Here is a 16,675-nt window from a genome sequence, read left to right as displayed (position 1 = left end):
GAAAGGGGTAGGTCAAGAGCATGAACAAGAAATTTTGGCTGAGCTGTCTGACCGTGGTTATGATGGTATCGCTTCTGGCAGCTTGCGGCGGCGGTAAAGAGGCATCGGATGACACACCGGCAGCCGGCGGCGAAGGCGAGAAGAAAGAAGAGAAGGTCACCTTCACCTACTTTAACTCAGCAGCAGGTAAAGACAAAAATACGAACGAGACCACCATCGGTAAAATTTTTGAGGACCAAACCGGCGTGAATTTTAAAATGGAACATCTGGTAGGGGACGAGAACACCAAGGTGGGAACCTTCATTGCCAGTAACGATTATCCCGATGTGATTGTACCGGGGAGCTCGATCGACAAGCTGGTCGGGGCTGGCGCCTTCATTCCGCTCAATGACCTGATCGATAAGTACGGCCCCAACATCAAGCGCGTGTACGAGCCGTATTACAACCTCATGAAGGCCGAGGACGGCAACATTTACTTCCTGCCGCTAAGCGCGGTTGTAGGCGAGTACACGTCGGCTCCCAATATCGAGCAAGGAGCATTCTGGATTCAACGCCGCGTCCTGAAGGAAGCGGGTTATCCGAAGATCAAGACGTTCGACGAGTACCTGGGCCTGATTCGCGACTACGTGAAGAAACATCCGGAGGAAGGCTTGACCGGATATTTGGCACTGACGACGCAGGATAAATTTTTTGCCTTGACCAATGCCCCAATGCACTTGGCCGGCTATCCGAACGATGGCGGGATCATCATTGACATGGAAACCCATGTAGCGAACGATTACGCGGACGATGACATTACGAAGCGTTACCTGCAGGAGCTGAACAAGCTGAATGCGGAAGGCCTGTTCGATAAATCCTCTTTCGTGGACAACTATGATCAATACCTTGCCAAACTGACTTCCGGTAAGGTTCTCGGCTTCTTCGACTATAGATGGCAGGTAGGCCAAGCGATGAACAACCTGCGCGAAACAGCCAATAAATCGGGTGACGACGATCTCGAATATATGGCGTTGCCGATTGTATACGATGAGAATACCAAGGATCAATATCTGGATCCACCATCCTTTGTTAACAACCGCGGTGTAGGGATCTCCGTCAGCGCGAAGGATCCCGAGCGCATTGTGAAGTATTTTAACAACCTGCTTACGGACGAGAACCAGATTCTGTCGAACTGGGGCATTAAGGACGAGACGTATTCCGTCGATGAGAATGGACGCTTCTACCGTACGGAAGAGCAGATTGCACAGACCAATACGGAAGCCTTCCGCGAGTCGTTCGGCTTCAAGTACTTTGAATACAACTGGCCTCGTTACGGCAACGGTTCTACGCTTTCTGACGGTAATTCCGTGGGTGCAGGACGCCAGCCTGAGGTTGCCAAAATGTCCTACTCCGAACCGGACAAGAAATTGCTGGAAGCATACGACATCGATTCCTTCTCGCAATTGTTTGCCGCACCGGACGACCGTCCATGGTACCCGGCTTGGAGCATTCCGATTGACCAGGGCTCACCGGCCCAAATCTTCACGCAGAAGAAAAGCGATTTACAGCGTAAATACTTCCCGAAACTGGTTCTTGCAAACCCTGCCCAGTTTGACGGCATCTGGAATGAATACGTGGGCGAGTTCAGCAAGCTGGATGTGAAGGGATACGAGGACCTGATCACCGAGGAAGTAGCTAAGAAAATCGCAAATGTCCAGGGACAATAATAGATGAAGGAGAGGTGATCAGGGGCGGACCACACAAAATGGTTGTATCCGTCCCTCCTCTTCTATAACAGCATAATTGATAGGCTGGATAGGAAGGAGAAGAAACCGTGGATAAGGCGAACCCGATTGGACCTGCAGAGACGACGGCGTTGCGCGAAACGCCGGCGGTATCGAAAGGTTTCTTCAATAAACAACGGAAAAACGATACTGAATTAAACAATAAACCGCCAACAGGCGAAAAAGGCTTTGTCCAGAAGCTGCTGCAACAGAAGGCGCTGGTCTTCATGTCGATTCCTTTTTTGATATGGTTGTTTGTCTTTAAGTACATGCCTTTATGGGGCTGGACAATCGCGTTTCAGGATTTTAAACCGGCCAAGAAGATTTTCGATCAGCAATGGGTAGGCTTGCAGCATTTCACCTTCCTGTTTCAGGACGAACACTTCCTCAGGGTCATGCGCAACACGCTTGCCATGAGTTTTATCAACCTCGTCTTAGGTTTTGTGACGGCAATTGTGTTAGCGATTCTGCTCAATGAGCTGCGTAATTTGATGTTCAAACGAGTCGTGCAGACGATCAGTTATTTGCCCCATTTCATCTCTTGGGTTGTGGCTGCGAGCATTATTTCGACGGCCCTGTCCGCAGACGGCGGGATTATCAATGAACTCCTCATGTGGTTCGGGATGATTAAGGAACCGATCCTATGGCTTGGGGAAGGGGAATATTTCTGGGGAATACTCGGTGTTTCGGAAGTATGGAAGAATGTCGGCTGGAACACCATTATATATTTGGCTGCCATGACGATGATCGATCCCTCGCAGTACGAGGCGGCGGAAATCGATGGCGCCGGACGCTTTCAACGGATCTGGAACATCACCTTGCCGGGTCTGAAACCAGTATTCATCATCCTGTTGATTATGAATATCGGCAACCTGCTCGAATCCGGTTTTGAACCGCAATATTTGCTTGGCAATGGCATGAACGTGGATTATTCCGAGAACCTGGATATTTTCGTGCTGAAATACGGTATTCAGATGGGCAACTTCTCGCTCTCGATTGCAGCCGGTATGTTCAAGACGGTCGTCAGCTTCATACTCTTGTTCACGGCCAACCATATCGCGAAGAGACTGGGCGAAGATCGATTGTTCTAAGCGAAAGCTTGCGAGGACCGTTCTCTATCAGAAAACGTACAGGAGGATTCATATGGCGAAGATGTCAGATTCACCACGAGCTCATGCCCGGTTCAAGTCTCCTGCGGACCGGTTATTCGATACCTTTAACATGGTGTTTATGATCTGTCTCATGATTATCACGTTGTACCCGTTCATCAATACGCTCGCGGTATCCTTCAACAATGCGACGGATTCGGTGAAAGGCGGCATTTATTTATGGCCGCGGGATTTCACGTGGGAGAATTATAAATATGTATTTAACGAAGCCACGATATTTCACGCTACCTTCATCTCGGTTCTGCGTACGGTGATCGGAACGATTACCTCGGTATTCTGCTGTGCCATGGTCGCCTATACGATCAGCCGTCCGGAATATGTGCTGCGTAAATTCGTATCGATTGCTTTCATCTTAACGATGTATTTCAGCGGCGGTTTGATTCCGAACTTCCTGCTGATTCGCGAATTGGGCATGCTGGGCACCTTCTCGGTGTACATCATTCCAGGCCTGATCGGCGTGTTTAACGTGATCGTCATCCGTTCCTTTATTGAAGGACTACCAGAGGGAATTCTGGAATCGGCCCGGATCGACGGCGCCGGCGAATTCACGACTTTCATGAAAATCGTGCTTCCGCTATGCGTGCCCGTGCTTGCTACGGTATCGCTGTTTACGGCGGTATCCCAGTGGAATTCCTGGTTTGACGTATTCTTGTACAACTCTTCATACAGTGAGCTTAGCACCCTGCAGTATGAACTGATGAAAATACTCCAGAATTCGAACTCATCGCTGAATTCGGGCAACGATTACGCAAGCCAGTTTGCAAGCTCCGAGAGCGGTGCGAATCAGGTTACGCCGACCTCCATTCGGGCAACGATGACCATTGTGGCCAGCGTGCCGATCATTCTGGTATATCCGTTCCTGCAAAAATACTTCGTACAAGGGATGACTCTGGGCGGCGTGAAAGGCTGAGCTCCGGGAGCCGCTAATTTAAGTACATCGTGCGAACTACTCCCTGTGCGCACGGTGCGTGGTCCGGGGCATGAATGGATGGCTGTCGACCAACCGATACCTGTGGCATCACGATCATAACCATCAATCTTGCTATTATCTATAATTTAAGGAGGGACTGGATGTGTCCAACACGCAGCGAAATGAACCGAGGCTTAAGGAAGGGTTCGCGAATGACTTTCTCATTGGAGCGGCCGTGAGCCCGCGGACGATCGAAACGCAAGAGGAATTGCTATCCTATCATTTCAACAGCATCACAGCGGAAAATGAAACGAAGTTTGTCAGCGTGCATCCGGCGGAGGATAGATATACGTTCAAGGATGCGGACCAGCTCGTCACCTTCGCCCGCAAGCATGGGATGAAGATGCGCGGCCATACGCTGGTGTGGCATAACCAGACAACCGACTGGCTGTTCGTAGACAAAAACGGGGACTTGGTGGATAAAGCCACGCTTTTTGAACGGTTGAAATCGCATACCGATACGGTCGTAAAGCGGTACAAGGATGATATTTACGCCTGGGACGTCGTCAACGAGGTCATTGCCGATGAAGGCGCCGAGCTGCTTCGTCCATCCAAGTGGCTGGACATTGCCGGTCCGGAGTTTATCTCCAAGGCATTTGAGTATGCTCATGAAGCCGACTCGTCCGCGCTGTTATTCTATAACGATTACAATGAGTCCCATCCGAACAAGCGGGACAAAATCCATACACTGGTCAAGTCGCTGCTGGATCAAGGAACGCCGATCCATGGCATAGGATTGCAGGCACACTGGAATCTGTACGATCCGGGTTTTGACGATATCCGCGCCGCGATCGAGAAGTATGCATCGCTCGGCCTGCAGCTTCAGCTCACGGAGCTCGATGTGTCGATGTTCCGGTTTGACGACAAGCGGAAGGATCTGATCGAAGCGCCAGAAGAGCTTCTGGAGGCTCAAGCTAAGCGGTACGAGGCAATGTTCGGCATTCTGAAGGAGTACAGGGAACATATTACGTCCGTCACCTTCTGGGGCGCAGCCGACGATTATACTTGGCTGGACGATTTCCCGGTACAGGGACGGAAGAATTGGCCTTTCCTGTTCGATGAGCGGCATCAGCCGAAACCGGCGTTTCACCGGTTGGTGGAGCATACGATTAAGGTGTAAGAATACTAGGGCTTAAGCTATCATTTTATATAACAATAGCGATAATACAGGCGGCTGAAGACGCAATCAGTTTGTCATGATGCCGGTCCTTGTGGCCGGCGTCTGCATGTTCGAGCTTAAGGAAGCAGGCGTTGAAAACAGTGAGATGCTGAAGAGAAACGTTGACCTTGGACAAAAAGGGGGAGTTTACATTGAACAGCACTTTATATAAAGCGTGGCTGCAGTATGCGCCCATCAAGGACCGGGAGCTTGCCTCCGGATACAGCAGGCTGCTCGGCACGATTGTAGCGGACCTGCAGCAGTCGCGGGTTGCGAACACTGCCATTGAGGAACTGAAGCGTGCGTGCCAATCCATGCTGGGGATTGTACCGGTCATCACGGTCGAGGCCCCGGCTTCATCTTATCTCGAGGTATGCATTCTTGCGGCAGCTGAAGCAGACATGGGAGAAATGGATGGGGTCGGCTCAGGCGGGGACAGATCAGGTCGAGATAGGGGCCGGATGGCAGCCCAGTTAGGCGCAGAAGGTTTTCAGCTGGAGCATTCAATCCAAGGGCAGCAGGAGAAGTTGGTATTGATCGGTGGATCCGGTAAAGGCGTATTATATGGGATGTTTCATTTATTGAGATTGCTGGCCTCTGACCAACCGTTAACTGGACTGAACGTAACCGAGCAGCCAGCGAACGGACTGCGGATGATCAATCAATGGGATAATGCCGACGGCTCGGTGGAACGCGGGTACTCGGGCAACTCGATTTTTTACGAAAACGGACGGTTTGCCGAAAATCTGGATCGCGTGAGAGATTACGCTCGTCTGTTGGCTTCCGTGGGTATGAATGCCATCTCCATTAATAACGTCAATGTGCACGAGATCGAGACGAAATTCATTACCGCGGAATATTTGCCGACGATTGCGAAGATCGCGGATATCTTCCGGGAATATGGGATTACATTGTACTTGAGCATTAACTTTGCGGCTCCGCTGCATATCGGCGGCGTATCGACCTCCGATCCGCTGAACGAAGAGGTTCAGCAGTGGTGGAAGGACACGGCGAATGAGATTTACGATCATATTCCGGACTTTGGCGGCTTCCTGGTGAAGGCGGATTCGGAGCATCGCCCCGGCCCGTTTGCCTATGGCAGGGACCATGCCGATGGCGCCAATATGCTGGCTGAAGCCTTGGAGCCGCATGGCGGGCTCGTCATCTGGCGCTGCTTCGTCTACAACTGCATGCAGGATTGGCGCGACCGCAGCACAGACCGCGCACGGGCGGCCTATGATCATTTTACCCCGCTGGACGGCAGGTTTAAGGACAATGTGCTGCTGCAGATTAAGAACGGGCCTATGGACTTTCAAGTGCGGGAACCGGTATCGCCGCTGTTTGGCAGCTTGAAAGAGACCAATCAAGTGCTCGAGTTCCAGGCCGCCCAGGAATATACCGGACAGCAGCGTCACGTATGCTATCTGGTGCCGCAATGGAAAGAGGTGCTGGATTTCGATACCTATGCGAATGGGGCGGGGTCCGAGGTGAAGAAGATCGTGAATGGTTCCCTGCACGGCATGAAATACAGCGGAATCGCTGCCGTTTCCAACATTGGAAATGATGAGAACTGGACGGGTCACACCTTGGCACAGGCGAATCTGTATGGCTTTGGACGTCTGGTCTGGGATCCGGAATTGTCCTCCGAGGAGATCGCGGAAGAATGGACGAGGTTAACCTTCGGTAATGACGACATGGTGGTCAACACGGTATGCGACATGCTTATGCAATCGTGGCCGATCTATGAAAGCTACACCTCTCCGCTCGGGGTGGGCTGGATGATTACGCCGCATACGCATTACGGTCCGGATGTGGACGGCTATGAATATTCAAGGTGGGGTACGTACCATTTCGCGGATCGGGACGGAATGGGCGTCGACCGCACGGTGGCGTCGGGCACAGGCTATACCGCACAGTACTTCGAGCCGAATAGGGCTCGATATGATTCGCTGACGGATTGCCCTGACGAGCTGCTGCTGTTCTTCCATCATGTGCCGTATTCCCATGTGTTGAAATCCGGTAAATCGGTGATTCAGCATATCTATGATGCGCATTTTGACGGGGCGCAAGCAGCGGCTGGATTGCTTGAGGCATGGACCTCGCTGGAAGGAATGGTCGATCCGGAGCGTTTCGCTCAGGTGACGGACCGGCTGACTGATCAAGCCGAGCATGCGAAGCATTGGCGGGATGTAATCAACACATATTTCTTCCGTAAATCCGGTGTGCCGGATGAGCAGGGGCGGAAGATTTATTAAGATCGCTTATAACTGGACGTGGAAATTAGGGTGCCCCCATCAGATGTTGGATCTGGTGGGGCATCTTTTTTTATGGCTGGATACTTTTCGAATGCCGAACCTTTCTATGAGTATGTATTTTTACTACGGCATGAATCGTACGGATGCTGAAGAAGTGCTTGGCACGGGCCAAGAGCATGTGCTGAAATAGGAATGGAAATTGGCGAGATCAAGGAACGATATGGGGAGTTATATACGCCGTAACAGCCCGATGACATCCTGTATTACTTCTATAACTATAAAAAAGGAAAGTTCCTCGAGAAAAATTCACCCGAAACAGAAAAAGAGGCGCGGAATATTTTTATTATTTCATCCATGTTTCATGAGGGGTATGTGGACACCCTGTTGTTTATGGATAGTTATTACGCATCCTCTGGCAAATAAATAGCCTGCTTCCTATTCTTTGGTCCCCAGTCGTATGTTCTTAAGGTTAGGGGAAACTATTTAAAAAAGAAGTAGGCTTTTTCTGAAATTTTTCTTAAATAAATGAATCGCCCTTGGGCAAACGCATTTCGTACCTCATGAAATATCGAATTCGAGTTAACGGATTCTCAAACAAAACTTCAGAACGATAGTACAGTTGGAGAGCTTTATAGATCCCAAAGGTAATACCGCCGGATGCAAGCATACTAGCCATGAGCAGCAGAATCATTTTAGTCCGAAAGCTAAATATCATGTTAGACATGGATGGTATAACCTACTCCCCATACCGTCTTGATCAGTTTATGCTTGTTGGTATCTTCCCCGAGCTTTTTCCGCAGCGTACGAATATGTACCATCACCGTGTTTCTGCCTTCATAGTAGTCTTCGCCCCATACCTGCTGAAATATATGTTCGGCACTATGGACTTTTTTGGGATGCCTGGCGAGCAGATACAAGATATCAAATTCTTTTGGCGTCAATTCAATGGGCTTACCGTAGAGCTCGACCACTCGCTGATCCGGATAAATGACGACGCCCCCGATCTCCACGATAGGTTTATTCACTTCCGCTGCCGACTGACTCAACTGCTTGGTACGCCTGAGATGGGCGTTCACGCGAGCTACTAATTCCATGGGGGTGAACGGCTTGGTCATATAATCATCCGCCCCTCGCACCAACCCCTCGATCTTATCAAGGTCCGAGATTTTGGCACTGAGAAAAATAATAGGCAGTAAAAACTTTTCGCGAATTTGCCGGGTTACCTCATAGCCGTCGAGCTTGGGCATCATAATATCCAAGATGGCCAGATCAATCGGATACGTTTGAACCGCATGAATGGCATCCTGGCCATTGCGCGCTTTAATGCAGTGGTAACCTTCTTTTTTAAGTGCAACTCAATCAGATCCGCAATCTCGGATTCGTCATCCGCGATCAGTATGGTGATACGGCTCATTTTATTTACTCCCGTAAAATGATGATTACCTTTATGAATCGTTCTAAAATCTCAATAAATGAATCGATCCCGATGTAAATCCGGATATAGTCGGGTTATATATTCCATAAGCTGGGCTTTATAGGGTGGGGGGCTATATGATATACTGAGAATAGGGTTAGAATAAGATGAAGTAATGTGATCAAGGGGGGAATGGGTATGACAGTCGAGAAACATGTACATGATGCATGCGCAGTAACCAGTGAACGGAAGAGCCATCATTCCGACAAAACGAAAAGCAATCTCGTCAGCCGGTTGAACCGGATTGAAGGACAGATTCGCGGTGTGAAGGGCTTAATTGAGAAGGATACGTACTGTGATGATGTATTAAACCAGATCTCCTCGATCCAGTCGGCCTTGAACGGCGTCAGCAAATTGCTGCTTGAGCATCATATGAAGAGCTGTGTGGTGGAACGCCTGCAGGAAGGTGACGACGAGGTAATTACCGAGCTGTTAACAACCATGAACAAGTTAATGAAATAATGGAATTCCTGGCTGGAGACGGTCGGGTTATGATGAGTTTCCATGGAGCTGCCACCTTCTAAAGGTGGCAGTAATTGTTTATTCAGGGTGAAGAATAGCGCATGGTTATGCGGTTAATTCAAGCGAGGACATAATTTTTCAAAAAAATGAGAAAACCCATTGACTATATATAGGGTAGGGGGGTATACTAACATCAAGAAACGAGAACAACCAGTTCAAAACTTATTCCGGGCACGCTTTTAGAAGGGCTGCTCAAAATAAATTCATAACCCAAAGGAGAGATTGAACATGGAACAGGTAACAATAAAAGTAGAAGGTATGTCTTGCATGCATTGCGTGAATTCCATTGAAGGAGCTTTAAAGAATGAGAACATCGAGGGTCATGTGGATTTGAAGGCAGGCACGGTCTCCGTTAAATATGACGCAGGCAAAGTCAATTTGGATAAAATCAAAGAAATTATCGAGGAACAAGGATATAACGTAGTTTAACCAAACGGCACGAGGATGAAGAGGGGTGAGGAGAAGATGGGAGCAGGAACAACATTGGAACAGAAGAAAACGTCGCTGCAGTTAACGGGTATGACATGTGCCGCCTGTGCGAATCGGATTGAGAAGGGCCTAAATAAAATGGAAGGCGTCCAGGAAGCGAATGTGAATTTTGCGCTGGAAAAAGCGTCGGTTACATTTGATCCGAATGTGGTTACCGTCCAGCAGATGGAAGAGAAAATTGAAAAGCTGGGTTACGGAACAGCAAAGGAAACAGTGGACCTGCAGCTGATTGGCATGTACTGCGCCGCTTGTGCTTCGAAAATCGAGAAAGTGGTAAGCAAGATGCCAGGTGTTAATCAGGCCAACGTCAATTTTGCACTGGAGACGGCCCGGGTGGAATTCAATCCCGCAGAGGTAAGCCTTAGCGATATTCAACAGCGTGTGGAGAAGCTCGGGTATCAGGCGGTTTCCAAACAGGAGACGCTTGATCAGGAAGGTCACCGCAAGGAGGCCATCACCAAGCAAAAGCGGAAGCTACTCCTGTCGGCGATACTGTCGCTGCCGCTGCTCTGGGCCATGGTGAGCCATTTCTCCTTCACCTCCTGGATCTGGATGCCGGATCTGTTCATGAACCCTTGGTTTCAGCTGATCCTGGCAACGCCGGTACAGTTTTTTATCGGAAAACAGTTCTACGTGGGAGCCTATAAGGCTCTTCGCAACAAAAGCGCCAATATGGACGTTCTGGTCGCACTCGGTACCTCGGCAGCCTATTTCTACAGTCTGTATTTAACGATCGATTGGGCCGCTGCCGGAGCAAATGCACACCATGGGCCCGAAATGTACTATGAAACGAGTGCGGTGCTGATCACGCTGGTCATTATGGGGAAACTGTTCGAATCCCTGGCCAAAGGCCGTACATCGGAGGCTATCAAAACCCTGATGGGGCTTCAAGCCAAAACAGCGCTGGTCGTTCGTGACGGTCAGGAGATGACCATCCCGGTGGAACAGGTCCTTGTGGGTGATCTTGTATTAGTGAAGCCGGGTGAGAAAATCCCGGTGGACGGTAAAGTCGTGGAGGGCACGTCGGCGGTAGATGAGTCGATGCTGACAGGTGAAAGCATTCCGGTTGAGAAAAAAGCGGGCGACGCCGTCATCGGCGCCACCATAAACAAGAACGGGCGCTTGACGCTTGAAGCGACGAAAGTGGGTAAAGAGACCGCTCTAGCCCAAATTATCAAGGTGGTTGAGGAAGCACAAGGCTCCAAAGCTCCGATTCAGCGGGTCGCTGATGTCATCTCCGGCATCTTCGTTCCGATCGTGGTCGGCATAGCGATTGTTGCCTTCCTCGTATGGTACTTCTGGATAGCGCCTGGTAATTTCGCGCAATCGTTAGAAATTGCCATTGCGATTCTGGTTATTGCTTGTCCGTGTGCGCTGGGTCTGGCTACACCGACCTCGATCATGGCGGGTTCGGGCCGTGCTGCAGAACTGGGCGTCCTGTTCAAGGGCGGGGAGCATTTGGAGTCTACCCATAAAATCAATACGATTATTCTGGATAAAACAGGAACAGTCACGAAAGGTAAACCCGAGTTGACCGATGTGGAAGTGAATAACTTAGATCAAGAGCTGTTCCTTCGTCTGGTCGGATCTGCTGAGAAGAGCTCCGAGCATCCGCTTGCTGAAGCGATTGTGGCCGGGATTGAGGAAAAAGGTACGCAGCTTCCGGCTGCCGAGTATTTTGAAGCCATTCCAGGTTACGGCATCCGTGCCAGCGTGGAAGGGCATGAGGTGCTGGTAGGCACACGCAAGCTGATGGCACAGCATAACGTACCGATTGATTCGATCCTCGGCAGAATGTCAGAGCTTGAAACCGAGGGTAAGACTGCCATGCTGACAGCGGTAGACGGCCAATATGCGGGTCTTGTGGCTGTGGCGGATACGATCAAGGAGACGTCCCGTGCTGCTGTAGCGAGATTGAAAGAAATGGGCATCGAGGTCATCATGATTACCGGTGACAATGAACGCACGGCACAGGCCATCGCGAAGCAGGTTGGCATCGACCATGTGCGTGCTGAGGTGCTGCCCGAAGGCAAGGCAGATGAAGTGAAGAAGCTCCAGCAGCAAGGTAAGAAGGTCGCCATGGTTGGCGACGGCATTAACGATGCGCCGGCACTTGCGGTTGCCGACATTGGAATGGCTATCGGAACAGGTACGGATGTGGCGATGGAAGCTGCTGACGTGACGCTGATGAAGGGCGACCTGAACAGCATTCCGGATGCCATCTACATGAGCCGCAAGACGATGAGCAACATCCGTCAGAACCTGTTCTGGGCGCTGGGCTATAACTCGCTTGGCATTCCGATTGCCGCCATCGGGCTTTTGGCACCTTGGGTGGCCGGGGCCGCCATGGCACTGAGCTCTGTATCGGTCGTGCTGAATGCCCTTCGCCTGCAGCGAATGAAGGTATAACGAAAGCAGACTGACCGTTCATATATAGTGTATGAAGCAACCTAGCGAGGATATGATTATTAGGGCGACTTGATGGGGGTGTAGACATTGGCAACGCAAAAATTCGCAGTGACACCCGGCTTTGAAGTGGGCGGAACGCTGTTCCGCCCGGATCAGCTGTCCGTATTGGGCTCCATCGTGGGTGAGGATGCCCGCATCGAGATGACTACCTTTAAACAGCTCTACGTGGAGATGGACGCAGAGCGGGTGGAAGAAGCAAAGGCTAAGCTGGAAGCCGCCGGACTTCAGGTTCATCCTGCCGGTTTTGTCTCCAAGAGCCTGATCACCTGCAATTTCTGCCGGGGGGCGGAGGATTCGGGACTGGATGTTGCGAAGATGCTGGATGAAGCGATCGCCGATCATCCTGTACCTAATCCGCTAAAGATCGGTTACGCCGGCTGCGCGCTCGGCACCAGTGAACCGCTGCTGAAGGATATTGCCGTTATTAAGATGAGAAATACCTATGATATCTATGTAGGTGGAGAGCCGAAAGGGTTGAAGGCTGCTCTGGCAAAGCCGCTGCATAAGGATTTAGCGCCGGAGCAGCTGGCCCCGATCATCCTGAAGCTGATCGTCGTCTATCAGGAGAACGGCAAGAAGAAAGAGAAGTTCTCGCGCTTCGTAGATCGCATGACACTCGATCAGCTGCGTCAACTCACGCTGGATGCGCGGATGGATACGGCAGGGTAACAAAAGGCTTGGAAGGCATCACCTTAGGGTGGTGCCTTTTTTTGTTAGCGGACGCCGCGTATTAGGGATCTCCTATTTCGTGCGACTTCATCAATTAGCTGCCCTTGTCTCGTCGGATCGGAATGGCGGATTTACCGAAGCGGTGATCTCACTCTTCGCCACTGGGAATGGCAGAGAAAGCGCGGCTCGCGCCTACTATGAATACCGGCTATTTCTCGTAACGGATACGCCGAAACGAGGATGGATATACTCTCAAGAGCACCTGAGGGTGCTCTTTTTTTCTATAGATTAGAAAGCGATATCCACTAAAATCCTTGCTTGGTTCGATCAAGCGAGATTCACTTTGAGCGCATTGCGTCTTCTCTACTTGCGACGATGGGAATAACAACCAGATTGGGTATTTTATCGTGGTTGACGAGCGATATGAAAGGGTATACAATTTAGATTGTTAAAATCTTTTAACTATTTAAATTTGTGATATATTTGTAAGTACTTCGTTGTGCATCGAGGTGATGAAACTGGATAAGAGGGAACAATTATCTAACATGGTGGCTCGTCAGATGATGACGCTTGTGGCGAACTATGCCAAGATTCTGGACAATGATTTGACCGGCCCCCAGTACTACGTGCTTCAGACTTTGGCGTATGAGGGGCAGCAGACCAGCTCGTATTTTGCCAATGCCTTGAATGTTACGCTGTCGGCTGTGACCAACTTGAGCAACAAGCTGGTCAGCAAGGGTTATATTGAACGGGTGGCGTCAATCGAGGACAGACGTCAGGTCTATCTTAAGATTACGGAGCAGGGCCGTGAAGTTGAAGCCCGGATGATTGCGAAGTACCGTGATTTGAATGAAGGCTTATGGTCGGATTTCTCGGATCAGGAGATGGATGTGTTGATCGCTTCATATGAGAAGATGATTGAACATCTGCAGCTTAAGATCGGGCAGTCCAATGAAGATAGCCAAACTAACGACTAATATATCAGGAGGTATTCTCATGGGGAGATTAGACAATAAAGTAGCAATCATTACGGGTGCAGCAGGTGGTATGGGTAAAGCTGACGCTCTTTTGTTTGCGCAAGAGGGAGCTAAGGTTGCGATTACGGACCTTCAGGAAGACAAGATCAAAGACGTCGTAGCCGAGATTGAAGCGCTTGGCGGCAAAGCGATCGGATTCAAGCACAACGTAGCTTCTGAGGAAGATTGGGTTCGTGTTGTAGACGAGACGGTTCAAAAATTCGGCAAAGTCGACATTCTGGTGAACAATGCCGGTGTCTCCAATGCAACGCCGTTCATGGATTTGACGGTGGAAGGCTGGGAGAAGACGATGTCGATTAACGTTACGAGCATATTCCTCGGTCAGAAATATGTCATCCCACACATGATCGAAGCCGGGGGCGGTTCCATCGTCAACATCTCCTCCATTGCCGGCCTGACAGGCGGCAGCGGCGCTGGTCCCTACACGGCAAGCAAAGGCGCGGTGCGCATGCTGACTAAAGCCACAGCCGTTGACTATGCAAAGCATAACATCCGCTGTAATTCGGTTCACCCTGGCTACATTGAAACGCCAATGACCGTGGACTTGTTCAAGGATGAGCAAATGATGCAATGGTTCCAATCCCAGACTCCGCTTCCACGCTTGGGCAAAGCGGAAGATATCGCTCGCGGCGTATTGTTCCTTGCTTCGGATGAATCTTCTTATATTACAGGTGTTGAGCTGCCGATTGATGGCGGATATTTTGCGAAGTAAGTCATTCTTCCATTGGCTTGTCTATAGGCTATAGACGGCAGAAATGTTCGTGATACTACTCGGTCAGACCTAATTTATCTTATCATCAAGGGGAGTGTTGTTTCATGTCCGATAACAAACAGATCGCTGTCATTACAGGCGCAGCCAGCGGGATCGGCAGAGCCAGCAGCTTGAAATTGGCAGAGAACGGTGCAAAGGTAGTGCTCGTTGACTTCAACAAGGAAGCCGGCGAAGAAACGCTGCGTTTGATCAAGGAACAGGGCGGAGAGGGAATCTTCGTGCAAGCGGATGTAACAAAAACCGAGGATGTTCAGAACTATGTGAACAAGGCGGTTGAAGCTTACGGCAGAATCGATTTCTTCTTCAACAATGCAGGCATCGTGCAGAAATTCTCGATGCTGGACGACATCGACGAGAACGAATTTGACCGTCAAATGTCTGTGAACGTCAAGGGCGCTTTCCTTGGCATGAAATATGTGTTGAAAGTCATGAAAGAGCAGGGCAGCGGACATATCGTCAATACCGCTTCCACGGCAGGTATCCGCAGCGAGCACAGTGCAGCCGCTTATTCGGCAAGCAAGCATGCGGTGGTAGGCTTGACGAAGGGAGCAGCGCTGGAATACGTGAAGCAGGGCATTCGCGTGAACGCGATTTGTCCGGGCGGCGTTCAGACACCGCTTACGGCAGCGGTGGCCAAGTCATTCATGGAAGGGGGCTACGTGCCTGAGGAAGTGGGCAACATGCGGATGGGACGTCCGGCTGAGGCGGATGAAATCGCGAACGTGGTTGCCTTCCTGGCTTCCCCGGGCTCCAGCTACATGACAGGCTCGCTGGTTACGATTGATGGCGGATTGACGCTGTAATTATAAAGAAAAAAAGACCAGTCAAGCACCGGAATACCGGGTGTGACTGGTCTTTTTGGTACAACATTTATTTGATACCGACGACATCCGCCAGCAGCTCATATGAACGCAGGCGTGCCTCATGATCATAGATGGCGGCTGCGACAATAATCTCGTCTGCGTTCGTCGACTGCTGGAACTCCTCCAACTGCGCACGTACGGTTGCAGGGCTGCCGATGGCGGAGAAGCTGAGCTGGCGCTTCACGATGGCCTGCTCCTGCAGGTTCCACAGATCATCCATGCTGTCCACCGGCGGGTTCAGCTGGCCGGTACGTCCGCGGATGATGTTCAGGAACTGCTGATACGGCGAGGTAGCCAGACGCTGCGCTTCCTCGTCCGTGTCGGCACAGATTACGTTCACGCCGATCATGGCATACGGCTTGCTCAGCTCGGATGAAGGGCGGAAGCTGGTACGGTACAGATCGAGCGCGGCCATCAGATAATCCGGAGCAAAGTGGCTTGCAAAAGAGAACGGAAGCCCCAGCTGGCCTGCCAGCTGCGCACTGAAACCGCTGGAGCCGAGCAGCCAGATCGGTACATGCAGGCCTTCACCGGGAATCGCCCGGATACGCATGGACGAGCCTGAGGTGGGCTGGAAGTAATTCCGCAGCTCGCCGAGGCGATCCGGGAAATCCTGCCCGTCGCTGCCCGGACCGCGGCGGAGTGCCCGGGATGTGAGCTGATCCGATCCCGGCGCACGGCCAAGACCGAGATCAATCCGGCCGGGATACAACGATTCGAGGGTCCCGAACTGCTCGGCTATGACCAGGGGAGCGTGGTTCGGCAGCATAATGCCGCCGGATCCGACGCGGATCTTGCTCGTGCCCCCGGCGACATGGCCAATGACGACCGAAGTGGCCGAGCTGGCGATCCCCGGCATATTGTGGTGTTCGGCAAGCCAGTAGCGGTTATACCCCCACTTCTCGGCATGCTGGGCCAGATCGAGTGTATTCCGCAGCGACTGTGCAGCGGTGCTGCCCGCTGTAATCGGGGCGAGATCCAGGATGGAAATAGGGATATCGCGAAGCGTTTTGGGCGCTGTATGATCAAGATGGGGTTCTGTCATATGGGTTGACCTCCTTATT

Annotated in this window: 15 protein-coding genes and 1 pseudogene; 14 read left to right on the top strand and 2 right to left on the bottom strand. The window is 51.0% G+C overall.

Annotated features, from left to right (window positions below; all coding sequences use genetic code 11):
• Window positions 1-20: 20 nt before the first annotated feature.
• The 6 genes from AB4124_RS13700 to AB4124_RS13675 all read left to right on the top strand — a co-directional run bounded on the left by AB4124_RS13700 (window position 21) and on the right by AB4124_RS13675 (window position 7,506).
• Window positions 21-1,706, top strand: coding sequence for an ABC transporter substrate-binding protein (locus tag AB4124_RS13700; RefSeq protein ID WP_441973175.1), 1,686 nt, complete (start codon window positions 21-23; stop codon window positions 1,704-1,706).
• Between the two features lie 107 nt (window positions 1,707-1,813).
• On the top strand, window positions 1,814-2,854 hold the full coding sequence (locus AB4124_RS13695) for an ABC transporter permease (RefSeq protein WP_430109005.1): 1,041 nt from the start codon (window positions 1,814-1,816) through the stop codon (window positions 2,852-2,854).
• A gap of 52 nt (window positions 2,855-2,906) precedes the next feature.
• Window positions 2,907-3,842: a carbohydrate ABC transporter permease gene (locus AB4124_RS13690; RefSeq protein ID WP_076323812.1), complete on the top strand. Its 936-nt coding sequence runs from the start codon at window positions 2,907-2,909 to the stop codon at window positions 3,840-3,842.
• Between the two features lie 163 nt (window positions 3,843-4,005).
• Window positions 4,006-5,022, top strand: coding sequence for an endo-1,4-beta-xylanase (locus AB4124_RS13685; protein ID WP_441973174.1), 1,017 nt, complete (start codon window positions 4,006-4,008; stop codon window positions 5,020-5,022).
• A gap of 191 nt (window positions 5,023-5,213) precedes the next feature.
• Window positions 5,214-7,316, top strand: coding sequence for an alpha-glucuronidase family glycosyl hydrolase (locus AB4124_RS13680; RefSeq protein ID WP_441973173.1), 2,103 nt, complete (start codon window positions 5,214-5,216; stop codon window positions 7,314-7,316).
• Between the two features lie 43 nt (window positions 7,317-7,359).
• Window positions 7,360-7,506, top strand: coding sequence for a hypothetical protein (locus tag AB4124_RS13675; RefSeq protein WP_441973172.1), 147 nt, complete (start codon window positions 7,360-7,362; stop codon window positions 7,504-7,506).
• 526 nt (window positions 7,507-8,032) lie between these two features.
• On the opposite strand, the pseudogene AB4124_RS13670 reads toward AB4124_RS13675, so the two are convergent.
• Window positions 8,033-8,730: pseudogene (locus AB4124_RS13670) on the bottom strand (response regulator transcription factor).
• A 198-nt stretch (window positions 8,731-8,928) separates the two neighbouring features.
• Here AB4124_RS13670 and AB4124_RS13665 point away from each other — a divergent pair.
• The 8 genes from AB4124_RS13665 (at window position 8,929) to AB4124_RS13630 (ending at window position 15,551) form a co-directional block, all read left to right on the top strand.
• Entirely contained in the window at window positions 8,929-9,252 is a 324-nt protein-coding gene (locus AB4124_RS13665) for a metal-sensitive transcriptional regulator (RefSeq protein WP_071218722.1), read from the top strand.
• Between the two features lie 288 nt (window positions 9,253-9,540).
• Entirely contained in the window at window positions 9,541-9,741 is a 201-nt protein-coding gene (locus AB4124_RS13660; RefSeq protein ID WP_071218723.1) for a cation transporter, read from the top strand.
• A 36-nt stretch (window positions 9,742-9,777) separates the two neighbouring features.
• The gene (locus tag AB4124_RS13655) at window positions 9,778-12,210 is read left to right on the top strand and encodes a heavy metal translocating P-type ATPase (RefSeq protein ID WP_441973171.1); all 2,433 of its coding nucleotides are present in this window, start codon (window positions 9,778-9,780) and stop codon (window positions 12,208-12,210) included.
• 87 nt (window positions 12,211-12,297) lie between these two features.
• Window positions 12,298-12,939, top strand: a complete 642-nt coding sequence (locus tag AB4124_RS13650) for a nitrite reductase (RefSeq protein ID WP_076323820.1) — start codon at window positions 12,298-12,300, stop codon at window positions 12,937-12,939.
• Window positions 12,940-13,018: 79 nt separating this feature from the next.
• Window positions 13,019-13,231, top strand: a complete 213-nt coding sequence (locus tag AB4124_RS13645; protein ID WP_339268722.1) for a hypothetical protein — start codon at window positions 13,019-13,021, stop codon at window positions 13,229-13,231.
• Window positions 13,232-13,499: 268 nt separating this feature from the next.
• Window positions 13,500-13,916 (top strand): MarR family winged helix-turn-helix transcriptional regulator, encoded by a 417-nt coding sequence (locus AB4124_RS13640; RefSeq protein WP_256720651.1) that lies wholly within the window; start codon window positions 13,500-13,502, stop codon window positions 13,914-13,916.
• Between the two features lie 19 nt (window positions 13,917-13,935).
• The gene (locus AB4124_RS13635) at window positions 13,936-14,688 is read left to right on the top strand and encodes an SDR family NAD(P)-dependent oxidoreductase (RefSeq protein ID WP_076323822.1); all 753 of its coding nucleotides are present in this window, start codon (window positions 13,936-13,938) and stop codon (window positions 14,686-14,688) included.
• A 104-nt stretch (window positions 14,689-14,792) separates the two neighbouring features.
• Entirely contained in the window at window positions 14,793-15,551 is a 759-nt protein-coding gene (locus AB4124_RS13630; protein ID WP_339268717.1) for an SDR family NAD(P)-dependent oxidoreductase, read from the top strand.
• 67 nt (window positions 15,552-15,618) lie between these two features.
• On the opposite strand, the gene AB4124_RS13625 is transcribed toward AB4124_RS13630, so the two are convergent.
• Window positions 15,619-16,656 (bottom strand): LLM class flavin-dependent oxidoreductase, encoded by a 1,038-nt coding sequence (locus AB4124_RS13625; protein WP_441973170.1) that lies wholly within the window; start codon window positions 16,654-16,656, stop codon window positions 15,619-15,621.
• Between the last annotated feature and the right edge of the window lie 19 nt (window positions 16,657-16,675).

It is taken from the genome of Paenibacillus sp. 2KB_20, assembly GCF_052115765.1.
Taxonomy (GTDB): domain Bacteria; phylum Bacillota; class Bacilli; order Paenibacillales; family Paenibacillaceae; genus Paenibacillus_AQ.
Note: the sequence above shows the minus strand (reverse complement) of the source record. Positions and strands in the feature narration are given on the sequence as shown.

What these genes read in the sequence shown, in the direction of transcription:
- AB4124_RS13630 (WP_339268717.1), top strand. Translation starts at nt 14,793, where the DNA reads ATGTCCGATAACAAACAGATCGCTGTCATTACAGGCGCAGCCAGCGGG.
- AB4124_RS13690 (WP_076323812.1), top strand. Translation starts at nt 2,907, where the DNA reads ATGGCGAAGATGTCAGATTCACCACGAGCTCATGCCCGGTTCAAGTCT.
- AB4124_RS13655 (WP_441973171.1), top strand. Translation starts at nt 9,778, where the DNA reads ATGGGAGCAGGAACAACATTGGAACAGAAGAAAACGTCGCTGCAGTTA.
- AB4124_RS13700 (WP_441973175.1), top strand. Translation starts at nt 21, where the DNA reads ATGAACAAGAAATTTTGGCTGAGCTGTCTGACCGTGGTTATGATGGTA.
- AB4124_RS13665 (WP_071218722.1), top strand. Translation starts at nt 8,929, where the DNA reads ATGACAGTCGAGAAACATGTACATGATGCATGCGCAGTAACCAGTGAA.
- AB4124_RS13625 (WP_441973170.1), bottom strand. Translation starts at nt 16,656, where the DNA reads ATGACAGAACCCCATCTTGATCATACAGCGCCCAAAACGCTTCGCGAT.
- AB4124_RS13640 (WP_256720651.1), top strand. Translation starts at nt 13,500, where the DNA reads ATGATGACGCTTGTGGCGAACTATGCCAAGATTCTGGACAATGATTTG.
- AB4124_RS13660 (WP_071218723.1), top strand. Translation starts at nt 9,541, where the DNA reads ATGGAACAGGTAACAATAAAAGTAGAAGGTATGTCTTGCATGCATTGC.
- AB4124_RS13675 (WP_441973172.1), top strand. Translation starts at nt 7,360, where the DNA reads ATGTTGGATCTGGTGGGGCATCTTTTTTTATGGCTGGATACTTTTCGA.
- AB4124_RS13635 (WP_076323822.1), top strand. Translation starts at nt 13,936, where the DNA reads ATGGGGAGATTAGACAATAAAGTAGCAATCATTACGGGTGCAGCAGGT.